Genomic DNA, 23,432 nt, shown 5'->3' on the forward strand with positions numbered 1-23,432 from the left:
ATGAACGACTCCGCGCCCGCCCGCACCGCCCGCCGAGCCCGTGTCCGCGCCCCCGAGCTGGTCGGCAAAGGCGGCTGGCTGAACACGGGCGGGACCGGCTACACCCTCGCCGACCTGCGCGGACGCATCGTGATTTTGGATTTCTGGACCTTTTGCTGCATCAATTGCCTGCACGTCCTCGACGAGCTGCGGGAGCTGGAGGAGAAGCATCGGGACACCGTGGTGATCGTCGGGGTGCACTCGCCGAAGTTCGTGCACGAGGCCGAGCACGGGGCGGTCGTCGACGCCGTCGAGCGGTACGGGGTGGAGCACCCGGTGCTCGACGATCCGGAGCTCGTGACGTGGAAGCAGTACGCGGTGCGGGCGTGGCCCACGCTCGTCGTGATCGACCCCGAGGGGTACGTCGTCGCGCAGCACGCCGGTGAGGGGCATGCGCACGCGATCGAGAAGCTGGTCGGGGAGCTGGAGGCCGAGCACGAGGCGAAGGGGACGCTGCGGCGCGGTGACGGGCCGTACGTGGCGCCGGAGCCGGTCGCGACGGACCTGCGGTTCCCCGGCAAGGCGCTCGTGCTGCCGTCGGGGAACTTCCTGGTCAGTGACACGACGCGGCATCAGTTGGTGGAGCTCGCGGACGACGGGGAGTCGGTCGTGCGGCGGATCGGGAGCGGGGAGCGCGGGTTCGGGCCCGACGCGTTCAACGAGCCGCAGGGGCTCGCGCTGCTCGACGACCGCACCGTCGTCGTCGCCGACGCCGTGAACCACGCGCTGCGTGCCGTCGACCTCCCGACCGGGGCCGTCACCACCCTCGCCGGTACCGGGAAGCAGTGGTGGCAGGGGTCGCCGACCAGCGGGCCCGCCCTGGACGTCGATCTGTCCTCGCCGTGGGACGTCGCCGTGTTCGGCGGCAAGGTCTGGATCGCCATGGCCGGCGTGCACCAGCTGTGGACGTACGACCCGCAGGCGGGGACCGTGGCCGTCGCTGCGGGGACGACGAACGAGGGGCTGGTGGACGGGCCCGGTGACGAGGCGTGGTTCGCCCAGCCGTCCGGGCTCGCGGCCACGGCCGACCGTCTGTGGGTGGCCGACTCCGAGACCAGCGCGCTGCGGTACGTGGACCTGGACGGCGCCGTGCACACCGCCGTCGGCACCGGCCTCTTCGACTTCGGGCACCGCGACGGGGCCGCCGAACAGGCCCTGTTGCAGCACCCGTTGGGCGTGACCGCGCTGCCGGACGGCTCGGTCGCGGTCTCGGACACGTACAACCACGCCCTGCGGCGCTACGACCCGGCGACGGGGCAGGTGACCACGCTGGCCACCGACCTGCGCGAGCCGAGCGACGCGGTGGTCGTCGGGGACGACGTGGTCGTGGTCGAGTCGGCGCGGCACCGGCTGACCCGGCTGCGGCTGCCGGAGGAGGCGGTACGGGTCGAGTCCGTCGCGCACCGGACGCAGCGCGCGGCGACCGAAGTGGCGGGCGGGCGGCTCCGGTTGGATGTCGTCTTCCAGGCGCCGGCCGGGCAGAAGCTGGACACCCGGTACGGTCCGTCGACCCGGCTCCTCGTCTCCGCCACGCCGCCGGAGCTGCTGGTGGCGGGGGACGGCGCGGGCACGGAGCTGTCCCGCGAGCTGACGCTGGACCCGGCCGTCGCCGAGGGTGTGCTGCACGTCTCGGCGATGGCCGCGTCCTGCGACGACGACCCCGCCAACGAGTACCCGGCCTGCCACGTCCACCAGCAGGACTGGGGCGTGCCGGTGCGGATCGCCGAGGGCGGGGCCGAGCGGCTGCCGCTGGTGCTGGCCGGGATGGACGACTCGGAAGACCCGGCCTGATCCGGAACGGCGGGTCCTAGATGCGCCGGTCCCGTTCGTCCTCGATCACGGTCGTGCGGCTGGCCGGCGGTACGAGCCCCCGGCGCTTTCCGATACTGCGGAACACGAACACCCCGATCAGGCCGACGATCATGAAGATCCAGCCGACCAGGTCGAGGTTGACGCTCTCCATCTGCCAGTCGGTCGCGAATGCCAGGATCGCGCCGACGGCGATCAGGATGATGCAACCCCCAAGGCTCATCAGGTCCGCCTCCTGCGGTGTGTGCGAATGTGCGTGCGGGGCCCGAGTACCCCCGAACCCCGCGGCAACCCCTCCGCTTCACACGGGAGTTCAGCCCTCCAGAAACGCCGTCAGAGCGTTCGCGAGCAGGAACGGGTCGTCGGCGCCGCACAGTTCGCGCACGCTGTGCATGGACAGGATCGCGGCGCCGATGTCGACGGTCTTGATGCCGTGCCGGGCCGCGGTGATCGGGCCGATGGTGGTGCCGCACGGCATCGCGTTGTTCGACACGAACGACTGGAACGGCACGCCGGCCTTCTCGCACGCCGCCGCGAACACGGCGCGGCCGCTGCCGTCCGTGGCGTAGCGGTTGTTGACGTTCACCTTGAGGATCGGGCCGCCGTTGGCGCGCGGGTGGTGCGTCGGGTCGTGGCGCTCGCCGTAGTTGGGGTGCACGGCGTGGCCGGTGTCGGAGGAGAGGCAGATCGTTCCCGCGAAGGCGCGCGCCCGGTCCTCGTAGCCGCCGCCGCGCGCGAACACCGAGCGCTCCAGGACCGAGCCGAGCAGCGGGCCGTCGGCGCCGGTGTCGGACTGCGAGCCGTTCTCCTCGTGGTCGAAGGCGGCGAGCACGGGGATGTACGGGAGGTCCTCCTGCTTGCTGACCTCGGTGAGGGCGGCGGTGCAGGCGTGCACGGAGAGCAGGTTGTCCATGCGGGGGCCCGCGACGAGTTCCTTGTCGCGGCCCAGGTAGGACGGCGCCTCGATGGCGTACGTCATGAGGTCCCAGCCGGTGATGTCGCCGCGGCCCAGCCCGTTCTCGTCCTCCAGGAACGCCAGCAGGTCGCCCTCGTGGACGTCGCCGCCGAGGCCCCAGATGGGCTGCATGTGGCGCTGCTTGTCCAGCTTGAGGCCGTCCGTGCTGACGGAGCGGTCGAGGTGGATGGCGAGCTGCGGGACGCGGAGCAGGGCGCGGTCGACGTTGACGAGGCGCTCGCTGCCGTCGCGCAGCGAGATCCGGCCCGCGAGGCCGAGGTCGCGGTCGAGCCAGGAGTTGAGCAGCGGTCCGCCGTAGATCTCCACGGCGACCTGGCGCCAGCCCTGGCTGCCCATGTCGGGCTGCGGCTTCACGCGCAGGTTCGGGGAGTCGGTGTGCGCGCCGACGATCCGGAACGGGGTGTGGGCGCTCGCGCCCTCGGGCACGTACCAGGCGATCACGGCGCCGCCGCGGGTGACGAACCTGCCGCCGGTGGTGCCGTCCCAGGCGTCGGTCTCCGACACCTGGGTGAACCCGGCCTTCTCCAGGCGCGCGGCCACGTTGGCCACGGCGTGGTACGGCGTGGGGCTCGCCGCGAGGAAGGACATCAGGTCGTCGGTGTGCCCGCGGTCGAAGGGGCGGGAGGAGGCGTTCATGCGGCCAAGGGTAGCCAGTGCCTCCGGCCGGGGCGCGCCCCCGGTGGCCTGCCTCCGGCGGCCTGCGCGCCGGTGTATGCCGGGTGCCTTTGCCTGGCGGCCGGCGGTCGCGTCGTGGTCCCGTTCGCGCAGTTCCCCGCGCCCCTAAAGGGGCGCGGGGAACTGCGCGCGCAACTACGGGGGCCGCAGGGCGCCGATGGGGTCGGGCTCTGTGGGCCAGGGCTTAGAACGCGGACTCGTCCAGGTCCATCACGTCGAGGCCCGACTCGCTCGTCGTCTGGGCGAGCTTGCGGGCGCCCGTCACACCCGGCAGGACGTTGGCCGCGAAGAACTTCGCCGCCGCGATCTTGCCCTGGTAGAACGGCACGTCCTTGCCGGAGGCACCCGCCGCCAGCTTCTCCGCCGCGACGGCCGCGCCCTTGAGGAGCAGGTAGCCGACGACGACGTCGCCGGAGGCCATCAGGAGGCGGGTGGTGTTGAGGCCCACCTTGTAGATGGACTTCACGTCCTGCTCCGTGGCGACCAGGTCGTTGATCATGAGGCCGACGATGGCCTCCAGCTCGGAGGCGGCCTTGCCGAGCGCCTCGCGGGCCGCGCCCAGCTCCTCGCCGCCGGTCTCGACCGCGAGGAACTTCTTGATCTCCTCGGAGAGGGCGTTCAGCGCGGCGCCCTGGTTGCGGACGATCTTCCGGAAGAAGAAGTCCTGGCCCTGGATGGCCGTCGTGCCCTCGTAGAGCGTGTCGATCTTCGAGTCACGGATGTACTGCTCGATCGGGTACTCCTGGAGGAACCCGGAGCCGCCGAACGTCTGGAGCGACTGGGCGAGCTGCTCGTAGCCCTTCTCGGAGCCGTAGCCCTTGACGATGGGCAGGAGCAGGTCGTTGAGGGCGTGCTCGGCCGAGGCGTCCTCGCCGGCGGCCTCCTTGACCTGGATCGCGTCCTGCACGGTGGCGGTGTAGAGGACGAGCGTGCGCATGCCCTCCGCGTACGCCTTCTGCGTCATCAGGGAGCGGCGCACGTCCGGGTGGTGCGTGATGGTGACCTTCGGCGCGGTCTTGTCCGTGCTCTTGGCGAGGTCGGCGCCCTGGACGCGCTCCTTGGCGTACTCCAGCGCGTTGAGGTAGCCCGTCGACAGCGTGGAGATCGCCTTCGTGCCGACCATCATGCGGGCGAACTCGATGATGCGGAACATCTGGCGGATGCCGTCGTGCTTGTCGCCGATCAGCCAGCCCTTGGCGGGGTGCTGGTCGCCGAAGGTCATCTCGCACGTGTTGGAGGCCTTGAGGCCCATCTTCTGCTCGACGTTGGTGGCGTACACGCCGTTGCGCTCGCCCAGCTCGCCGGTCTCCCAGTCGAACTCGTACTTCGGGACGAGGAACAGGGACAGGCCCTTGGTGCCGGGGCCGTGGCCCTCGGGGCGGGCGAGGACGTAGTGGAGGATGTTCTCCGACATGTCGTGCTCACCGGACGTGATGAACCGCTTCACGCCCTCGATGTGCCAGGAGCCGTCCGCCTGCTCGACGGCCTTGGTGCGGCCGGCGCCGACGTCCGAACCGGCGTCCGGCTCGGTCAGCACCATCGTCGAGCCCCACTGCTTCTCGACGGCGATCTCGGCGGCCTTCTTCTGCTGCTCGTTGCCCTCCTCGAAGAGGATCCCGGCGAACGCCGGGCCGGAGGAGTACATCCAGATCGCCGGGTTGGCGCCGAGGATCAGCTCCGCGTGGGCCCAGATCAGGGAGCGGGGGGCGGTGGTGCCGCCGATCTCCTCGGGCAGGCCGAGGCGCCAGTACTCGGCGTCCATGAACGCCTTGTAGGACTTCTTGAAGGAGGCCGGGACCGGCGCCGTGTTGGTCTCGGGGTCGAAGACCGGCGGGTTGCGGTCGGCGTCCGCGAAGGACTCCGCCAGGTCGTTCTCGGAGAGGCGGGCGACCTCTTCGAGGATGCTCTTGGCGGTGTCGACATCCATGTCCCCGAACGGGCCGGTGCCGTACAGCTTGTCGCGGTCGAGTACCTCGAAGAGGTTGAACTCGATGTCGCGGAGATTCGACTTGTAATGCCCCATGGCGACGGCTCCGTAAAGATCGGGGAGGCGGGTCGTCCGGGGTCGCCCGGACCGTTCCTCGTACGCATACCAACTAGTAACCACCAGGATGCTACCCGTGGGTAATAAGAATCAACCCCCAGCGGGCCAACTGTGACGAACGCGGCGCCTGTCCGCTCCCGCCCCGGCGCCCCACGGGTCTCGGTAGTCTTTCCCTCATGTACGGCTACGACCAGAGCCCGGGTGCCGGGCAGCAGTACGCGCCGCCGCAGGGCGGGTACGGGCAGCAGGCTCCGCCGCTGTACCCGGAGCCGTCGCCGCCGTCGCTCGCCGACGCGGTCCGCGCGTTCACCACGGGCTCCATGTCCGCCGAGGACTTCCAGCAGATCTTCGCGACGTCGAAGGTCTACTGCCCGCGCGGCGACAACCCCGGATTCCTCGCGCTGCACAACACGCAGCAGCCGGTCATCCCGATGTTCAGCACGCTCAAGGAGCTGCGCAGGTACGCGGGCAAGGAGTCCAAGTACTTCGTCATCACCGGCGCCGAGGTGATCGACCTGCTGCCCACCGGGTACGGCTTCGTCCTCGACATGGAGGGCGAGCACCGGATGGTCTTCGACGCGAAGGCGGTCGAGGAGATGGTCGACTTCGCGATGCGCCGCATGTATGGCTAGACGCCATGACTTCGTAGACGGCTGACCGCCTGCCACCTGGTTGTTCCGGGCCCGGACGTCACCGACGTCCGGGCCCTTCTGTGTGCCGGGAATAGCGCACGACTTGCCAGATGTTCACCGTTCAACTAAATTGATGGCAGACCTTGAGGAGGCCGCCATGCCCGCAGTGACCGTCGAGAACCCGCTGACCCTGCCCCGGGTGGCCGCGCCGGCCGACGCCGTGGCGCGCCCCGTGCTCGCCGTGACGACCGCGCCCACCGGTTTCGAAGGGGAGGGCTTCCCGGTGCGCCGCGCGTTCGCCGGGATCAACTACAGGCACCTCGACCCGTTCATCATGATGGACCAGATGGGTGAGGTGGAGTACGAGGCCGGGGAGCCCAAGGGCACGCCCTGGCACCCGCACCGCGGCTTCGAGACCGTGACGTACATCATCGACGGCACCTTCATCCACCAGGACAGCCACGGTGGCGGCGGCACCATCACCAACGGTGACACCCAGTGGATGACCGCGGGCAGCGGCCTGCTGCACATCGAGACGCCGCCCGAGTCGCTCGTCATGTCCGGCGGCCTGTTCCACGGCCTCCAGCTGTGGGTCAACCTGCCCGCCAAGGACAAGATGAAGAACCCGCGGTACCAGGACATCCGCGGCGGCCAGGTCAAGCTGCTCACGACCGCCGACGGCGGCGCGCTGCTGCGCGTCATCGCCGGTGAGCTGGACGGCAACGAGGGCCCCGGCATCACGCACACGCCGATCACGATGGTGCACGCCACCGTCCGCCCCGGCGCCGAGGCGACGCTGCCGTGGCGCGAGGACTACAACGGCCTGGTGTACGTGCTCGCGGGCAAGGGCTCCGTCGGCACCGACCGGCGTCCCGTGCACACGGGCCAGACCGCCGTGTTCGGCGCGGGCTCGTCCCTGACCGTGCGCGCCGACGAGACGCAGGACGCCAACACCCCCGACCTCGAAGTGGTCATCCTGGGCGGACAGCCGATCCGTGAACCCATGGCGCACTACGGCCCGTTCGTGATGAACACCAAGGCCGAACTCCAGCAGGCCTTCGACGACTTCCAGGCCGGACGCCTGGGCGTCATCCCCAGCAAGGAGCGACTGCCGCACACCTCCTGACACGGAGGCAGAAGTGACGCCCCGTCACTCGGCCGGACCGGGCCGGTGGGCGGGGCGTTGACACGCATGGTCAACTGGCGGGGTGCAGACCGGTAAGCCCATCCTCCCCGACCCCGCCCGCCGCCTCGCCGCGTGGTGCACCGTCGTGCTCCTCGTCGCCGCGGTCGCGGCCGTCGGGATCGCCCTGGTCATCATCTTCCAGTCGGCCGTCACGCCGGTGCTGCTCGCGCTGCTCGGCGCCGCGCTGCTCGGCCCGGTCTTCGAGTGGCTCGTCAAGCTGAAACTGCCCCGGGCGCTGGCCGCGGCGCTCACCTGCGTCGCGCTCATCGCCGTCGTCGGCGGCGCCGGCTACATCGTGGTCGCCGCGCTGATCGACACCGGCGAGCAGATCGTCGACTCGCTCCGGCAGGCCGGGGACTGGCTCCGCGAGCACGTCGGCCTCGTCGGCGCCGACGACCTCGGCGACGTCGCCGACAAGGCCAAGGACCAGGTCGGCAAGATGGGCTCCAACCTGGCCAACGGGGTGCTCGCCGGGCTCTCCGTGCTCGGCTCGCTGCTCGCCACGAGCGTGCTCGCGCTGCTGCTCACCTTCTTCTTCCTGAAGGACTCCAACCGGGCCACGGGGCTCGCCCGCGCCATCGCCCCGCACCACGGCGAGGTCGTCGAGGCGATGGGGCGCAGGGCCTTCGAGGCGATCTCGGGATTCATGCGCGGCACGACGTTCATCGCGCTCATCGACGCCATCTGCATCACCATCGGGCTGCTGATCCTCCAGGTGCCCGGAGCGGTCGGCCTGGGCGCGCTGGTCTTCGTCGGCGCGTACATCCCCTACCTGGGCGCGACGCTGTCCGGGGCCGTCGCCGTGCTCGTCGCGCTGGCCGACCGGGGGCTGATCATCGCCCTGTGGACGCTCGGCGTGATCCTCGCGGTGCAGCAGCTGGAGGGGCACATCCTCCAGCCGATGATCCAGTCGCGGACGGTCCAGATGCACCCCGCGATGGTGATGCTCGCGATCACCGCGGGCGCGGCGGTCGCGGGTGTCCTCGGGATGCTGCTCGCCGTGCCGCTGGTGGCCGCGGCGTTCGGCATCATCGGCGAGCTGAGAAGGCGTTACACGCCCGAGGAGGCGGCCGAGGACTCGTCCCCGGTTTCACGTGAAACGGGCGTCGCGGGGTCCACGGAAGGCTCGTAGAGCTCGAACCAGATGCTCTTGCCCTCGCCGCGCGGGTCCACGCCCCACCGGTCGGCGAGCAGCTCCATGAGGACCAACCCCCGCCCCGAGGACGCCAGTTCCCCGGGGCGCCGCTTGTGCGGCAGGTCGTCTGAGGCGTCCGCGACCTCCACGCGCAGGCGGCGGGGTGCGGCGCCGGGCCGGGTCATCTCGGCGACCATGAGGGCGTCCCCGTCGGTGTGCACCAGGACGTTGGTGACCATCTCGGAGACGAGCAGCACCGCCGAGTCGACCTGATCCGTGTCGGCCCAGTCGTGCAGCAGCTCCCGCAACTGCTGGCGCGCGGCCGCGATCCGCTCGGGCTCGGCCTGGGCGATGGTCATCGCGGTGCGGCGGGCCAGGGCGGGCTGCGTCGACAGCGCGGTGCGGCGCAGCAGCAACAGCGCGATGTCGTCCTCGCGCCGGTCCGCGAGCGGCCCCGTGGTGTGGTGCGAGGAGGGCCCGTGCACCGCCTGCACCAGGGAGTCGGCCAGCTCCTCAAGGCGTTCGGCCGGGCCGGTCTCCAGGGCGGCACGCACCCGCGTCCAGCCGGTGTCCAGGTCGTGTCCGCCCGTCTCCAGCAGGCCGTCCGTGCAGATGAGGAGCGTCTCGCCGGGTTCGAGGACGAGGCGGGTCGTCGGGTAGTCCGCGTCCGGGTCGACGCCGAGCGGCAGCCCGCCGGCGGTGGGGCGGACGAGGACGGTGCCGTCGGCCATCCGGATCGCGGGGTCCGGGTGCCCGGCGCGGGCGATCTCCAGGACACCGGTGGCCGGGTCGGCCTGCACGTACAGACAGGTCGCGAAGCGCGAGTCGTCGTCCTCGTCGAGGGCCGAACCGCTGATGCCGTTGAGGAAACGGGAGGCGCGGGAGAGCACGGCGTCCGGCCGGTGCCCCTCGGAGGCGTACGCGCGCAGGGCGATGCGCAGCTGCCCCATCAGGCCCGCCGCGCGCACGTCGTGCCCCTGTACGTCGCCGATGACCAGGGCGATGCCGCCGCCCGGCAGCGGGATCATGTCGTACCAGTCGCCGCCGACCTGGAGGCCGCCGCCGGTCGGCACGTAGCGGGCGGCGATGGTCATGCCGGGGATCTCCGGGCCCAGCGAGGGCAGCATCGTCTTCTGGAGCCCGTCCGTGAGCTCCCGCTCCGACTCGGCGACCCCGGCCCGCGAGAGGGCCTGCGCCAGCATCCGGGCGACCGTGGTGAGGACCGAGCGCTCGTCGGGCGTGAACGACACCGGGTAGGTGAAGCCCGCCATCCACGCGCCGATCGTGTGCCCGGCGACGACCAGCGGCAGGAACGCCCACGACTTGCGCTCGAAGCGGGCGGCCAGCGGCCAGGCGGCGGGGTAGCGGCTGCGGTACTCCTCCGGGGACGACAGGTAGACGGCACGGCCGGTGCGGACGACCTCGGCGCCCGGATAGTCCGTGGCCAGGTCCATGTCGGTGAACGGGGCCTCGTCGCCGTCCTCCTGGCCGTGGTGCCCGATCACGGTGAGCCGGTCGCCCGCGACGCCGAACACCGCCAGGCCGTCCGGCGTGAACCCCGGCATCGACAGGCCCGCGGCGACCCGCAGCACCTCCTCCGTGGACCCGGCCTCCGCGAGCGCCCGGCCCGCGTCCAGCAGGAACGCCTCGCGGGAGCGCCGCCAGTCACCGGTCACCGGGGTACGGGAGGCGGCCCCCGGGGACGGCTCGGTCACCTCCTGGAGCGTGCCGATCAGCTCGTAGGAGTCCGGGGCGTCGCCGTACGGGATCGGCTTGGAGCGGCTGCGTACGGTGCGCAGCACCTGGCCCCGGTCGTCCATGATGCGCAGGCGGGCCTCGGCGAGGGTGCCCTCGGCGAGGGCGAGCTGCACGATCCCGAAGATCTCGTTCCAGTCGACCGGGTGGAAGCGGGCGCGGGCGGCGGCCTCCGACACGGTGACGTTCCCGCCCTCCGCCGGGGCGGGCAGGCCGATGAGCCGGGCGGCCTCGGCGTCGAAGGTGACGAGCCCCGCCCGGCTGTCCCACCGCCACAGCCCGGTCGCGAGAGCGGCGAGGACGTCCTCCACGGGAGGGAGGGGCTCACCAGTGCGCATGGCCCCACTCTAGGAAGAGGTGATCGTTGGCTGCCACCAGAGCCGGGGGTTCGGTCGCGGGGCTCTGCCCCGGGCCCCGCGCCTCAAACGCGGGCGGGGCTGGAACGGCCGGTAGGCTTGGGGAGATCCCGGTTGTCTCCCGGGGAACCCCAAGCGCAAAGGCTGGATGAACGACGATGCATCGGTACAGGTCCCACACCTGCGGCGAGCTCCGCGCCTCCGACGTCGGCTCCGACGTCCGACTGAGCGGCTGGCTGCACAATCGCCGAGACCTGGGCGGCATCCTCTTCATCGATCTGCGCGACCACTACGGCATCACGCAGCTCGTCGCCCGCCCCGGCACCGAGGCCGCCGAGGTCCTCGACAAGCTCACCAAGGAGACCGTCGTCCGCGTGGACGGCAAGGTCGTCTCCCGCGGCGCCGACAACGTCAACCCCGAGCTGCCCACCGGTGAGATCGAGATCGAGGCCTCCACGGTCGAGGTGCTCGGCGGCGCCCAGCAGCTGCCGTTCCAGATCAACCAGGACGACGGCGTGGGCGAGGAGCGCCGCCTGGAGTACCGCTTCCTGGATCTGCGCCGCGAGCGCATGCACCGCAACATCATGCTGCGCAGCGAGGTCATCGCCTCGATCCGCTCGAAGATGGTCGCCCTCGGCTTCAACGAGATGGCGACGCCGATCCTCGCCGCGACCTCCCCCGAGGGCGCTCGCGACTTCGTCGTCCCGTCCCGCCTGAACCCGGGCAAGTTCTACGCCCTCCCCCAGGCGCCGCAGCAGTTCAAGCAGCTGCTGATGATCTCGGGCTTCGACCGCTACTTCCAGATCGCGCCGTGCTTCCGCGACGAGGACGCGCGCGCGGACCGCTCGCCGGGCGAGTTCTACCAGCTCGACATCGAGATGAGCTTCGTCGAGCAGGAAGACGTCTTCCGCCCGATCGAGAAGCTCATGACGGAGATCTTCACGGAGTTCGGCAACGGCCGCGAGGTGACGTCCCCGTTCCCGCGCATCCCGTTCCGCGAGTCGATGCTGAAGTACGGCAACGACAAGCCGGACCTGCGCGCCAAGCTCGAACTCGTCGACATCACCGACGTGTTCGCGGACTCCGAGTTCAAGGCGTTCGCCGGCAAGCACGTGCGCGCGCTGCCCGTCCCGGACACCGCCTCGCAGTCCCGCAAGTTCTTCGACGGCCTCGGTGACTACGCGGTCGAGCAGGGCGCCAAGGGCCTCGCCTGGATCCGCGTCGGCGAGGACGGCACGTTCCAGGGCCCGATCGCGAAGTTCCTCACGGAGGACAACGCCAAGGTCCTCACCGAGCGCCTGGAGCTCAAGGCCGGTCACGCGGTCTTCTTCGGCGCGGGCGAGTTCGACGAGGTATCGAAGATCATGGGCGCGGTCCGCGTCGAGGCCGCCAAGCGCGCCGGCCACTTCGAGGAGGGCGTCTTCCGCTTCTGCTGGATCGTCGACTTCCCGATGTACGAGAAGGACGAGGAGACCGGCAAGATCGACTTCTCCCACAACCCGTTCTCCATGCCGCAGGGCGGCATGAAGGACCTGGAGGAGAAGGACCCGCTGGACATCCTGGCCTGGCAGTACGACATCGTCTGCAACGGCACGGAGCTGTCCTCCGGCGCGATCCGGAACCACGAGCCCGAGATCATGCTCAAGGCCTTCGAGATCGCGGGCTACGAGCGCGACACCGTCGAGCACGAGTTCGCGGGCATGCTCCGCGCGTTCCGCTTCGGCGCCCCGCCGCACGGCGGGATCGCCCCGGGCGTCGACCGCATCGTCATGCTCCTCGCCGACGAGCCGAACATCCGGGAGACGATCTCGTTCCCGCTGAACGGCAACGCGCAGGACCTGATGATGGGCGCGCCCACCGAGCTGGACGAGTCGCGCCTGCGCGAGCTCAACATCCAGCTGCGCAAGCCGGTCGAGAAGAAGTAGCGCACCGCGCGCGCACGACGTGAGGGCCCGGGGGCGTGAGGACCCCGGGCCCTCACGCGTTCAGGAAGCCCCCGAACGCGGCACCACGAGCCCCGACTCGTACGCCGCCACCACCGCCTGCGCCCGGTCCCGGACGCCCAGCTTCGACAGGACCCGGCTGACGTGGGTCTTCACGGTCTCGCCGCCGACGGTGAGCCGGGCGGCGATCTCCTGGTTCGACAGTCCCTCCGCGACGAGCCGCAGCACTTCGCGTTCGCGCGGGGTCAACGCGTCGACGGCGCGGGCCTGTTCGGGCAGGGCGCGGGGCCGCAGCCGCGTGAACTCGGCGATCAGGCGCCGGGTCACCGTCGGGGCGAGCAGCGCCTCGCCCGCCGCGACGACGCGGACCGCCTCGAAGAGGCGCTCGGCGGGCATGTCCTTGAGCAGGAAGCCGCTCGCCCCGGCGGCCAGGGCGTCGTAGACGTACTCGTCGAGGTCGAACGTCGTCAGCATCACGATGCGGGTCGCGGGCAGATCGCGGGTGATCCGCCGGGTCGCCTCGATGCCGTCCATGCCGGGCATCCGTACGTCCATCAGGACCAGGTCGGGGCGGACCGAGCGGCACACCCGCACGGCGTCGGCGCCGCCCGGCGCCCCGCCGACGACGGTGACGTCGGGCTGGGTGTTCAGCAGGGCGGTGAACCCGGCGCGGACGACGTCCTGGTCGTCGGCGACGACGACGCGGATGGCGCTCACGGGGCCGTGCTCCGCGTGCTCCGTACGGGCAGGTCGGCCTCCACGACGAAACCGCCCGCCGGGCCGTGGCCGGTGCGCAGGGTGCCGCCGGCCATCGTGGTGCGTTCGCGCATGCCGAGCAGCCCGTGACCGGTGGCCGGTCCCGGCGGCGCGGCGCCGGGACCGCAGTCGCGTATCCGCACTCTCAACTCGTCCTCCGTGTAATGCAGTTCGACGTCGACGGCGACGCCCCGGGCGTGCCGCCGGGCGTTGGTGAGGGCTTCCTGGACGATGCGGTACGCGGTGAGTTCCAGGCCCGGGTCGAGGGCGGTGACCCTGCCGCGCACGATGAGCCGCACCGCGCCGCCGGACGTCTCACGGGCCTCGTCGACCAGGGCCATCAGCTGGTCCAGGCCCGGTTGCGGGGCGCGGGCGGGCGGCGGCTGCGCGGGCACGTCCTCGCGCAGCACCCCCAGCAGGCGGCGCATCTCGGTGAGCGCGAGGCGGGCGGTGTCGCCGATCGCGAGGAGACGTTCGGCGCCTTCCGGAGGCAGGCCGGGGGTGGTGTAGCGGGCGGTCTCCGCCTGCACCGAGATCGTCGAGACGTGGTGGGCCACGATGTCGTGCAGCTCCCGTGCGATACGGGCCCGTTCGCCGAGGGCGGCGTGGGCGAGCGCGGTGTCGGCGTACGCGCCGTCGGCGGCGGTGCGGCGGGCCTGCTCGGCTCGGGTGCGGTGCGCGTGGCCCGCGGTGAGCGCGGCCGTGGCGCCGACCAGGAGAACGGTGCCGTACGCGGCGCCGGCCAGGGCGTACCCGGCGAAGGGGGCGGCGAGGGCGACCGTCGCACGGCCGGGGCCGTGCCGGGCCGCCGCGTGGAGGGCGGTGGCCAGGGCCGGGAGGGCGGTGAGGAGGACGCGGTCGTACGTGATCGGGGTGAGGAGCGTGGCCGTGGTGACGACGGCGGCGGTGAGCAGGGGCTGGGTGCGCAGCAGGGCGAGCGGGGCGGTCGCGCCCAGGGCGAGGGCGAGCAGGCCGGGGAGGTCGGGTGGCCGCGGGCCGCTCTGCGCGAACACTTCGACGACGGCCGCCAACGCGAGGGCGCCGGCCGCGGCGAGCGGCAGATCCGGGTGCGCCCCGAGCCGCCGCCCCCACTCCCTCCACCCCCGCGCCCACCTCATGCCCGGCATTATCGGCGCCCGAAGCCGCGGCGGGCGTCCCCTTGGCGGGGGACGGGGCGGTGGGCGTGGTCCGGGGGCGAGCGGCTGCGAGGGGGTGGGCGCCGACCGAAGGCGCTGCCCGCGCCGGGGTGCCGCCTTGCCCACCCTGCCGCCCCTGGCGGCAGATTGCCCAAGGCGGCGGCGAGTGGGTCCATCAAGCCCCTGCGGCGATTGAGCAGCGAGGTGCGGGGCGGCGCCCCGGCTTTTCAGCCTCGCCGGCGTTTGAGGCGCGGGGTCCGGGGCGGAGCCCCGGGGTGTGAGGCGGGGTGGGGGTCACCCGCGTGGGGGATGAGGGGACGCCACGGACCACGCCGCGGTGGGACGACCCCACCCCGCCCCGGCGCATAGCGTCAACCGGCATGACGGACACGACAATTGAGGCCCAAGGACTGTGCAAGCGATACGGCGGCACACTCGCCGTGGACACGCTGAGCTTCACGGTGACCCCGGGAAAGGTGACGGGATTCGTCGGACCCAACGGCGCCGGCAAGTCGACGACCCTGCGGATGATGCTGGGGCTCGACGCCCCCGACGCAGGCCACGCCCTCATCGGCGGCCGCCCGTACACCACGCTGACCGACCCCCTGACCACCGTGGGCGCCCTCCTCGACTGCGAAGCCGTCCACCCCGGCCGCCGGGCCCGCGACCATCTGCTGTGGCTCGCCCACTACAGCGGACTCCCCGCCCACCGCGCCGACACCGCACTCGACACCGTCGGCCTCACCTCCGTCGCCAGGAAACGCGTCGGCGAGTTCTCCCTCGGCATGCGCCAGCGCCTCGGCATCGCCGCCGCCCTCCTCGGCGACCCTCAGGTGCTGATCCTGGACGAGCCCGTCAACGGCCTCGACCCGGAGGGAGTGCAGTGGATCCGCGGGTTCCTCAAGTCCCTCGCGGCGCAGGGCCGTACGGTGCTCGTCTCCTCGCACCTCATGAGCGAGCTCCAGGACACCGCCGACCACCTCGTCGTCATCGGCCGCGGCCGCCTCCTCGCCGACACCGACGTCACCGCCCTCCTCGACGCCACCTCCGGCGACCGGATCGCCCTGCGCACAACGCACCGCGCCGAAGCCATGACCGTGCTCGCGGCAGCCCACGCCGACGCCACCGTCGCCGTCACCGGACCGGACGCACTCACCGTCACCGGACTGGCCGCCGAGGAGGTCGTCGCGCTGCTCGGCGCGCACGACGTCCCGTTCTCCGAACTCGGCCGGCACCGCGCCACACTGGAGGAGGCCTACATGGAACTCACCGCCTCCGTCACCGAGTTCACCGCCCCCGAACCCGCCCGGGAGGCATCGTGATCCGGGTCCTGCGCGGCGAGTGGACGAAGCTGCGGTCGGTGCGCAGCACGGGGCTCGCCCTCCTCGCCACCCTCGCCCTCACGCTCCTGATGACCGTGGCGTCGGCGAGCGGCGACCACTTCAGCTACGGCGGCCCGAAGGCGTACGACAGCGGCACGTTCGTGCACCGCGCCGCCACCGGCGACGGCACGTTCACCGCGCGGGTGCGGCAGCAGGACACCGGCGAGTGGGCCAAGGCCGGGCTGCTGCTCAAGGACGGCACGGCGAGCGGCGCCTCGTACGCGACGCTGCTCGTCACCCCGGAACACGGCGTGCGGATGTTCGTCGACGGCAGGCACGAGCGGACCGCCGACACCGCGCCGGGCACGCGCTGGCTGCGGCTCGTACGGGACGGGGACCGGGTCACCGGCTACCACTCGGCCGACGGACGGGCCTGGCACACGGTGGGCACGATCCGGGCCGCCGGGCTGCCCGCGACGGCGCAGGCGGGCCTGTTCGTCACGTCGCCGTGGGGCATGGTCGAGAAGCGGACCGGGCCGGGGGACGTCGCGGGCCACCCGGTCGCGACGCGCGGCCGCGCCGTCTTCGACCACGTCGACGTCCCCGCGGCGGCGGGCGGCGCCGACTGGCGGCAGACGGACGTCACGCAGACGGCGGGCTCCGGCGGCCCGCCCATGCCGACCGCGCGCCCGGAACCGTACGCGCACAGGGGCGGCACCTTCACGGTCACCGGCAGCGGCAACCTCGGCGCGTTCGGCACCGCGGGCGCCGGGCTCGACGGCACCCCGCCCGACCTGGTCAGGATGGCGCTGGACGACGGCATCCGGATCGCCGCGATCGCCGTGATCGCGCTCGGCGTCCTGACGGTCACCTCCGAGTACCGGACCGGCACCGCCCGCACCACGTTCACCGCGAGCCCGCGCCGCGGCCGGGTCCTCGCGGCGAAGGCGACCGTGCTCGGGGCGGCCGTGTTCGCGGTGGGGCTGGTGGCGGCCGTCGCCGCGTTCCTCCTCGCCCGCCCCTACCAGCGCGACAACGGCTTCGCGCCACCGCTCTTCACCGACCCCGCCCTCACCGACCCGGCGAGCGTCCGCGCGGTCGTCGGCAGCGCCGCGTTCCTCGCGCTGACCGCGGTGCTCAGCATGGGCGTGGGCGCGCTGGTGCGGCGGACGGTGCCCGCGCTCGTCCTGATGTTCGCGGTGGTCGTGGTCGCGCCGATCGTCGCCGACAGCACGTCCATCGCGTTCAGCGACTTCGTCGGCGCCGCGACCCCGACGGCGGGCCTCGCGATCCAGCAGACCCGCCAGTTCGTCGACACGGTCGTCTCCCCGTGGACCGGCCTCGGCGTGCTGTGCCTGTACGTCGCCGTGGTGCTGGGCGCGGCGCACTGGCGGCTGGTGAGGAGGGACGTGTGAGGGCGACGCCGGTCCTGATGCGCCGCGCCGTGCACGGCGAGTGGACCAAACTGCGCACCGTGCCCGGCCAGTTGTGGACGGTGCTCGCACTGCCCGCCGCGATGACGGCCCTGACCGCGCTCGTCGCGGCGGGCTCCGAACCCGCGCAGGAGGGGACGCTCGCGCCGACCGCGCTGTCCCTGTCGGGCGTGTACCTCGCGCAGACCGTGGCGGCCCTGATCGGGGTCGCCACGGTCTGCGGCGACTACCCGCGCCTCATCCGCCTCACCCTCGCCGTGAACCCGCGCCGTACGGTCGTCTTCACGGCGAAGACGCTGGTCGTGGCGGTGACGGTCGCCGTGGTCGCGCTGCCCGCGGTCCTCGGCTCGCTGTGGGCGGGCCGCGCGGCCCTCACCGCCGAGGCCGCCCAACTCCCGCTCACGTCACCGGCATTGTGGCGCGCGACCCTCGGCACGGCCCTGTACTTGCTCCTGGTCGCGCTCCTGGCCGTCGGGGTGGCGCTGACGGTGCGGCACGCCGCGTCCGCGATCGGCGCGGTGATGACCCTCCTCTACGGCCCCTACCTGGTCACCCTCATCGCGCGGATGCCCCTGGACGAGCTGCACCGGCTCCAGAGGATCGCCCCGATGACGGCGGGTCTCGCCGTCCAGACGACCACCGGCACCGGCACCGCCCCCCTCGCCCCCTGGACGGGCCTCGCGGTCCTCGGCGCGTACGCGGGCGGGGCGCTGGTGGCGGGATGGCTGGTGCTGCGGCTGCGCGACGCGTGAGGCGGTGGGGGCGTCCGGAACGGCTGGAAAGTGCCCACCGATTCACAGTCCTCACCCAGGTTCCTGACAGCTTCGGCCCCTAGCGTCCTCGCCCATGACTGAACCCCAAGTACCCCAACACAGACATGACTTGACGCGCCGTAAGCTGATCGTCGCGGGCGGCGCGGCCGTCGCGGCGGTGGGTGTGGGCGGCACGCTGGCCACGACCGGGGCCGCCGCGGAGGAGACCGCGGACGGCGCGTCGGAGAGCTGCTACCGGCTCACCACGGAGACCACCGAGGGGCCCTACTACATCGACGCGGACAAGCTCCGCCGGGACATCACCGAGGACCAGGACGGCATCCCGCTCCTGCTGAACCTGAAGGTGATCGACGCGGAGACCTGCGAGCCGCTGCGGGACGCGGCCGTCGACATCTGGCACTGCAACGCCGTCGGCGTCTACTCCGGGTACGAGGCCGTGGGCTCGGGCGGGGGCGGCGGCACCCCGCCGTCCGGGACCCCGACGGGCCCGCCGCCGTCGGGCGGTCCCTCGGGCGGACCGGGGGGCCACCAGGAACCCACCGACGACGAGCGCTATCTGCGCGGCACGTGGCGGACGGACAAGCACGGCCACGTCGCCTTCCGGACCGTCTTCCCCGGCTGGTACGCGGGCCGCTGCGTGCACATCCACGTCAAGGTGCACGTCGACGGCGCATGGACGGACGCCGGGTACGAGGGCGGCCACACCTGCCACACCGGGCAGCTGTTCTTCACCGAGGCGTCCGTCCTCGCGGCGGCCGAGGTCGAGCCGTACGCGTCGAACACCACGAGGCGCACGACGCTCGACGAGGACACGATCTACCCGGACAACGGCACCGAGGGCGGGCTGCTCCGCCTCCGTTACGCGAAGAAGCACATCGCCAAGGGCGTCGTCGCTTCCCTGACGATGGGCGTCGCCCCGGACGAGACGCACGACTCGACGGACACGGCACCCCCTGCTGCATAGGGTGGTCACCTTCTGTCATCGAGGGGACGTTGTCAGTGACGCCCAGTACCTTGAACGTGATGCCTGATCCGCGATGACGAGGATGGGGGAGGCCGTCATGAGTCTCGTAGAGGAGCGGTCCGCTGTGGTGCTGAGCCAGGAGGATTTCGAGGAGCTGGCCCGTCATGCCATACGAACCAACGAGGCACTTCGGATGGAGTTCATCGACGGCAAAATGGGGGTCAAGGCTGTGCCGGACGGGGATCACGGACGGATCATCGAGTGGCTGTCGCGGTTGTGCATCCAGGCCGACAGCGGCTGGTGGCTCTACCCGGACCAGGGCCTGCGCGTGGAGTCCTACCGGAACGGCAATGCCCGGCCGGACGGTGCTCTGGCGCGCAGCGGCACGTTCGTCGGCCAAGGTGAATGGGCCTCCACCGACGGTGTACTCATGGTCGCCGAGGTGACCTCTCGTGACAGCGACACCAATCGGCGTGACCGGATCGAGAAGCCCCGGGCCTACGCCGAGTCCGAGATTCCGGTGTACCTGCTGATCGACCGGGACACGTGCGAGGTCAAGGTCCATTCGCAGCCGGACGGGGTGCGGTACGAGCAGGTGGTGACGGTGCCGTTCGGCAAGGCCGTGGCCCTGCCCGAGCCGGTGGGGATCGAGCTGGACACCGAGCCGCTCAAGGACTGGGCGAGCTGAGCAGCGCGCAGGGCCCGGAACCGGGGAGCGGTTCCGGGCCCTGCGGCGCGGTGGCTCAGGCCGTCGGCTCGCCGCCGAAGCGTTCCTTGTAGGACTCCAGGTCCTCGTCGGTGATCTTCGCGAAGAGGACCGGGGGCACGGTGAACGGGGTGCCGGCGGGGACCGTCGTCAGGGCCGTGGCCTGCTCGGCGGTGATCCACGTGGCGTCGTCGCCGGGCAGGTCGAACGCGGCGCGCATGGCGGCGGCCGACGACGGGATGAAGGGCTCGGAGACCACCGAGTACAGGTGGATGAGGTTCATCGCCGTGCGCAGCGTGAGGGCCGCGGCGTCCTTGTCGGTCTTGATCTCCAGCCAGGGGGCCTTCTCCTCCAGGTAGGAGTTGCCGGCCGACCACAGGGCGCGCAGCGCCGCCGCGGCCTTGCGGAACTGGAGGGCCTCCATCTGGGCCTCGTACTCGGCGAGGAGGCGGGAGATCTCCGCGCCCAGGTTCGCCTCGGCCTCGCCCGGGGTGCCCCCTTCGGGGACCTCCTCGCCGAAGCGCTTCTTCGAGAACGACAGGACGCGGTTGACGAAGTTGCCGAGGGTGTCGGCCAGGTCCTTGTTCACCGTCGCCGTGAAGTGCTCCCAGGTGAAGGAGGAGTCGTCGGACTCGGGGGCGTTGGCGATGAGGAAGTAGCGCCAGTAGTCGGCCGGGAGGATCTCCAGCGCCTGGTCGGTGAAGACACCGCGCTTCTGCGACGTGGAGAACTTCCCGCCGTAGTACGTCAGCCAGTTGAAGGCCTTGAGGTAGTCGACCTTCTTCCACGGCTCACGGATGCCCATCTCCGTGGCGGGGAACATGACGCTGTGGAACGGGACGTTGTCCTTCGCCATGAACTCCGTGTACCGGACGTCGGAGGCGCCGGCCGGCTCGTACCACCACGACTTCCAGTCGCGCGTCTCGCCCTCGGGGGCCTGGTCGGCCCACTCCTTCGTCGAGCCGATGTACTCGATCGGGGCGTCGAACCATACGTAGAAGACCTTGCCCTCGGCCGCCAGCTCGGGCCAGGTGTCCGCCGGGACGGGGACGCCCCAGTCCAGGTCACGGGTGATCGAACGGTCGTTGAGGCCCTCGGTCAGCCACTTGCGGGCGATGGAGGAGGCCAGGTGCGGCCACTCGTCGGCGACCTCGTCGATCCACGCCTCGACCTCGCCCTGGAGCTTGGACTGGAGCAGGAAGAGGTGCTTGGTCTCGCGGATCTCCAGCTCCGTGGAGCCGGAGATGGCGCTGCGCGGCTCGATCAGGTCCGTCGGGTCGAGGACGCGCGTGCAGTTCTCGCACTGGTCGCCACGGGCCTTGTCGTAGCCGCAGTGCGGGCAGGTGCCCTCGACGTAGCGGTCCGGCAGGAAGCGGCCGTCGGCGGGCGAGTACACCTGCCGGATCGAGCGCTCCTCGATGAACCCGTTCTCGTTCAGCTTCCGGGCGAAGTGCTGGGTGATCTCCGCGTTCTGCTGCGAGGAGCTGCGGCCGAAGTGGTCGAAGGCGAGCCCGAACCCGTCGTAGACCGCCTTCTGCGCGTCGTGCGCCTGCGCGCAGAACTCGGCGACCGGGATGCCCCGCTCCTTCGCGGCGAGCTCGGCGGGGGTGCCGTGCTCGTCGGTGGCGCAGATGTACAGCACCTCGTGGCCGGTCTGGCGCAGGTAGCGGGCGTACACGTCGGCCGGGAGCATGGACCCCACCATGTTGCCCAGGTGCTTGATCCCGTTGATGTACGGAAGGGCGCTGGTGATGAGGTGTCGAGCCATCGGGGGCTGCTCCCGGGTTGTGACGTGGGTGGAATCTAGAAATCGTAGCCGACATGGGTGGGCCGCCCGCGCGGTGTTTTGGTGCGCGGACGGCCGGGGGTGGTTGCTGGTGGCGACTGTTCGTCGCGGTGGTTCTCGGGTTACGGGCGCCAGGCGGCCAGGAGGCCGTCGTAGAGCTCGGCGTCCGTGAGCTCCAGCGGGGTCTCGCCCGCGTGGAAGACCGCGGTGTTCTCGGCCTTCAGCTTGCGGAGGTAGTCGAAGTTCTTCGACTCCGGGTCGCCGAACGTCACGAACTGGAAGAACAGCGGGTGCGCGGCGGCTGCCGCCAGGGCCTCGTTCGCGGGGCGCTGGACGTCCGGGGGGCCGTCCGTCTGGAAGACCACCAGGGCCGGGGCGGTGGGGTCGTCCGACTTCTGGTGGTGGGCGACGACCTCCTCGATGGCGCGGTGGTAGCTGGTGCGGCCCATGCGGCCCGCCGCCGCGTGCCACGCGTCGACCTTGCCCTCGTACGCGTCCGGGGTGAGGTCGCCGGAGGCGTCGATGTCCGTCGAGAAGATCACGGTGTGGACGGTGGGGGTCTCGCGGGGGTCGAGGTGCGCGGCGAGCGCGACGGTCTGCTCCGCGAGGGCGGCGACCGAGCCGTTCTTGTAGTACGGGCGCATGGAGCCGGAGCGGTCCAGGACGAGGTAGACCGTGGCGCGGGTGCCGGTGAGGTTGTGGGTCGCGAGGGTGGTGGCGGCGGAGGAGTGGGCGGAGGTGAGGCCGGGGTTGGCGTCCTTGGTCTTCTTGGCCTGAGCCGTGGTCTTCTTTGCCGCGACGGGGTCGGCCGTCTTGGTCTTCTTGGCCTGAGCCGGGGCCTTCTTGGCGGTGACGGGGGCGGCCTTCTCGGGCTTCTCGGCCTGGGCCGGGGTCTTCTTGGCGGTGACGGGGTTGGCCTTCTTGGTCCTCTTGGCCTGAGCCGGGGTCTTTGCCGCGACGGGGTCGGCCTTCTCGGGCTTCTCGGCCTGCGCCGTGGTCTTCTTTGCCGCGACGGGGTCGGCGTCCTTGGCCTTCTCCGCCTGCGCCGGGGGCTCCTCGGCGGCGACGGCGTCGGGCCCCTTGTCCTCGTCGGCCTGCACCGGGGGCTGTGCCCACCCGTCCCGCCCTGCGGGACGCCTGCCCACAGCGGGGGCCGGATGTTCGGCGTCTGCCGGGGTGGCGGTCGGGCCTTCGGCCTCGGCCTCGGCCGCAACCGGGCCCTCGGCCTTGGTCTCGCCCTCGGCCTTGGCCTCCGGCTCGGCGGCGGGCTCGGCCTTGGCCTGCGGCTTGGTCTCGCCCTCGGCCTTGGCCGTGGTTTCGGCCGCCCGCTCTTCGGTGGACTTGGCCTCGGGCTCGGCCACCGTCTCGGGCTCGGTGGGCGCCTTCGTCTCCGCCTCGGGCTCGGCCTTCGGCCGGGGCTCCTCCTCGCGGGGAGCGACAACCTTCGCCTTGGGCGAAGCGGTCTTCTCCTCGACCGGGGCGGCGGTCGGCGCCGCGTCCTTGGCTTCGGCCTTCGGCTCCTCAGCCAGGGCGTCAGCCTCGGCCTTCTCCTCCGCCGGAGCGGCAGCCTCAGCCTCAGTCTCGCGCTTCTCCTCAGCCGGGGCGGCAGCCTCGGGCTCCTCTGCCGCCGGTGCGGCAACCTCAGCCTCGGGCTTCTCCTCCGCCGGAGTGGCGGCCTCAGCCTCAGCCGCCGTCTCCTCCTCGACCGGAGCCGTAGCCGGAGCCTCCGCAGCGGCAGCCTCCGCCTCCGCCTCGGCCGGGGCCGCGTCCTCCCCCGCATCCAGTGTCACGCGTTCGCCGCGGACCGGGCGGGAGGGGTTGGGGACGGTGACGTTGTCGAAGGCGGCGGAGACGAGGTCGTCGGCTTCGCCCTTGGAGGGGGCGGGGACCGTCGGCGCCGGGTCGGGCGTGGCCGCGGGAGGCGCTGGGTCCGGAGCGGTAGCGGGCTCGTCCTTTTTACGGGACCGCCCGAACGCGTTCCGCAGCAGATCCAGAATGCCCATGTG

18 protein-coding genes are annotated in these 23,432 nt (G+C 71.9%); 10 read left to right on the plus strand and 8 right to left on the minus strand.

From position 1 onward, the window contains the following. A complete protein-coding gene (locus tag ACYBSK_RS00380) occupies nucleotides 1–1,830 on the plus strand; it encodes an NHL domain-containing thioredoxin family protein (protein WP_460244785.1) in 1,830 nt (609 codons plus the stop codon). Nucleotides 1,831–1,846: 16 nt separating this feature from the next. On the opposite strand, the gene ACYBSK_RS00385 is transcribed toward ACYBSK_RS00380, so the two are convergent. From ACYBSK_RS00385 to ACYBSK_RS00395, 3 genes are all read right to left on the minus strand, one after another. After that, nucleotides 1,847–2,071: a DUF6458 family protein gene (locus tag ACYBSK_RS00385; RefSeq protein WP_457474781.1), complete on the minus strand. Its 225-nt coding sequence runs from the start codon at nucleotides 2,069–2,071 to the stop codon at nucleotides 1,847–1,849. Between the two features lie 90 nt (nucleotides 2,072–2,161). Further along, complete coding sequence (locus ACYBSK_RS00390) at nucleotides 2,162–3,460, minus strand: M18 family aminopeptidase (RefSeq protein WP_457474782.1); 1,299 nt, start codon at nucleotides 3,458–3,460, stop codon at nucleotides 2,162–2,164. A gap of 223 nt (nucleotides 3,461–3,683) precedes the next feature. Further along, nucleotides 3,684–5,522 (minus strand): acyl-CoA dehydrogenase, encoded by a 1,839-nt coding sequence (locus ACYBSK_RS00395; protein ID WP_460244786.1) that lies wholly within the window; start codon nucleotides 5,520–5,522, stop codon nucleotides 3,684–3,686. A 197-nt stretch (nucleotides 5,523–5,719) separates the two neighbouring features. Between ACYBSK_RS00395 and ACYBSK_RS00400 the strand changes: the two genes are divergently transcribed. The 3 genes from ACYBSK_RS00400 (at nucleotide 5,720) to ACYBSK_RS00410 (ending at nucleotide 8,493) form a co-directional block, all read left to right on the plus strand. Continuing rightward, nucleotides 5,720–6,175 carry an SseB family protein gene (locus ACYBSK_RS00400; protein ID WP_457474784.1) on the plus strand — a complete coding sequence of 152 codons (456 nt, stop codon included), beginning with the start codon at nucleotides 5,720–5,722 and terminating at the stop codon, nucleotides 6,173–6,175. 157 nt (nucleotides 6,176–6,332) lie between these two features. Next, nucleotides 6,333–7,301 carry a pirin family protein gene (locus ACYBSK_RS00405; RefSeq protein ID WP_457474785.1) on the plus strand — a complete coding sequence of 323 codons (969 nt, stop codon included), beginning with the start codon at nucleotides 6,333–6,335 and terminating at the stop codon, nucleotides 7,299–7,301. An 82-nt stretch (nucleotides 7,302–7,383) separates the two neighbouring features. After that, nucleotides 7,384–8,493 carry an AI-2E family transporter gene (locus ACYBSK_RS00410; protein WP_457474786.1) on the plus strand — a complete coding sequence of 370 codons (1,110 nt, stop codon included), beginning with the start codon at nucleotides 7,384–7,386 and terminating at the stop codon, nucleotides 8,491–8,493. Here ACYBSK_RS00410 and ACYBSK_RS00415 read toward each other — a convergent pair. Beyond that, complete coding sequence (locus tag ACYBSK_RS00415) at nucleotides 8,412–10,589, minus strand: ATP-binding SpoIIE family protein phosphatase (protein WP_457474787.1); 2,178 nt, start codon at nucleotides 10,587–10,589, stop codon at nucleotides 8,412–8,414. The genes ACYBSK_RS00410 and ACYBSK_RS00415 overlap by 82 nt on opposite strands. Before the next feature lie 176 nt (nucleotides 10,590–10,765). On the opposite strand from ACYBSK_RS00415, the gene aspS reads away from it, so the two are divergent. After that, entirely contained in the window at nucleotides 10,766–12,532 is a 1,767-nt protein-coding gene (gene aspS, locus ACYBSK_RS00420; RefSeq protein ID WP_457474788.1) for an aspartate--tRNA ligase, read from the plus strand. A 60-nt stretch (nucleotides 12,533–12,592) separates the two neighbouring features. On the opposite strand, the gene ACYBSK_RS00425 is transcribed toward aspS, so the two are convergent. Together ACYBSK_RS00425 and ACYBSK_RS00430 are read right to left on the minus strand one after the other, a co-directional pair. Further along, on the minus strand, nucleotides 12,593–13,267 hold the full coding sequence (locus ACYBSK_RS00425; protein ID WP_457474789.1) for a response regulator: 675 nt from the start codon (nucleotides 13,265–13,267) through the stop codon (nucleotides 12,593–12,595). Continuing rightward, the gene (locus tag ACYBSK_RS00430) at nucleotides 13,264–14,424 is read right to left on the minus strand and encodes a sensor histidine kinase (RefSeq protein ID WP_457474790.1); all 1,161 of its coding nucleotides are present in this window, start codon (nucleotides 14,422–14,424) and stop codon (nucleotides 13,264–13,266) included. The genes ACYBSK_RS00425 and ACYBSK_RS00430 overlap by 4 nt, the downstream gene beginning before the upstream one ends. A 398-nt stretch (nucleotides 14,425–14,822) precedes the next feature. Between ACYBSK_RS00430 and ACYBSK_RS00435 the strand changes: the two genes are divergently transcribed. The 5 genes from ACYBSK_RS00435 (at nucleotide 14,823) to ACYBSK_RS00455 (ending at nucleotide 19,622) form a co-directional block, all read left to right on the plus strand. Continuing rightward, complete coding sequence (locus tag ACYBSK_RS00435; RefSeq protein ID WP_460244787.1) at nucleotides 14,823–15,764, plus strand: ATP-binding cassette domain-containing protein; 942 nt, start codon at nucleotides 14,823–14,825, stop codon at nucleotides 15,762–15,764. Further along, complete coding sequence (locus ACYBSK_RS00440; RefSeq protein WP_460244788.1) at nucleotides 15,761–17,179, plus strand: DUF1349 domain-containing protein; 1,419 nt, start codon at nucleotides 15,761–15,763, stop codon at nucleotides 17,177–17,179. Before ACYBSK_RS00435 ends, ACYBSK_RS00440 begins: the two co-directional genes overlap by 4 nt. Then, nucleotides 17,176–17,949: a hypothetical protein gene (locus ACYBSK_RS00445; RefSeq protein WP_460244789.1), complete on the plus strand. Its 774-nt coding sequence runs from the start codon at nucleotides 17,176–17,178 to the stop codon at nucleotides 17,947–17,949. Before ACYBSK_RS00440 ends, ACYBSK_RS00445 begins: the two co-directional genes overlap by 4 nt. Before the next feature lie 94 nt (nucleotides 17,950–18,043). After that, a complete protein-coding gene (locus tag ACYBSK_RS00450; RefSeq protein WP_460244790.1) occupies nucleotides 18,044–18,934 on the plus strand; it encodes an intradiol ring-cleavage dioxygenase in 891 nt (296 codons plus the stop codon). 97 nt (nucleotides 18,935–19,031) lie between these two features. Continuing rightward, nucleotides 19,032–19,622 carry a Uma2 family endonuclease gene (locus tag ACYBSK_RS00455; RefSeq protein WP_460244791.1) on the plus strand — a complete coding sequence of 197 codons (591 nt, stop codon included), beginning with the start codon at nucleotides 19,032–19,034 and terminating at the stop codon, nucleotides 19,620–19,622. A 55-nt stretch (nucleotides 19,623–19,677) separates the two neighbouring features. Here ACYBSK_RS00455 and metG read toward each other — a convergent pair whose 3' ends face one another. Together metG and ACYBSK_RS00465 are read right to left on the minus strand one after the other, a co-directional pair. Continuing rightward, nucleotides 19,678–21,408 (minus strand): methionine--tRNA ligase, encoded by a 1,731-nt coding sequence (gene metG / locus ACYBSK_RS00460; RefSeq protein ID WP_457474796.1) that lies wholly within the window; start codon nucleotides 21,406–21,408, stop codon nucleotides 19,678–19,680. A gap of 140 nt (nucleotides 21,409–21,548) precedes the next feature. Further along, a complete protein-coding gene (locus tag ACYBSK_RS00465; RefSeq protein WP_460244792.1) occupies nucleotides 21,549–23,429 on the minus strand; it encodes a VWA domain-containing protein in 1,881 nt (626 codons plus the stop codon). Nucleotides 23,430–23,432 lie beyond the last annotated feature (3 nt).

The sequence above is a fragment of the Streptomyces sp. BYX5S genome (genome assembly GCF_054724165.1).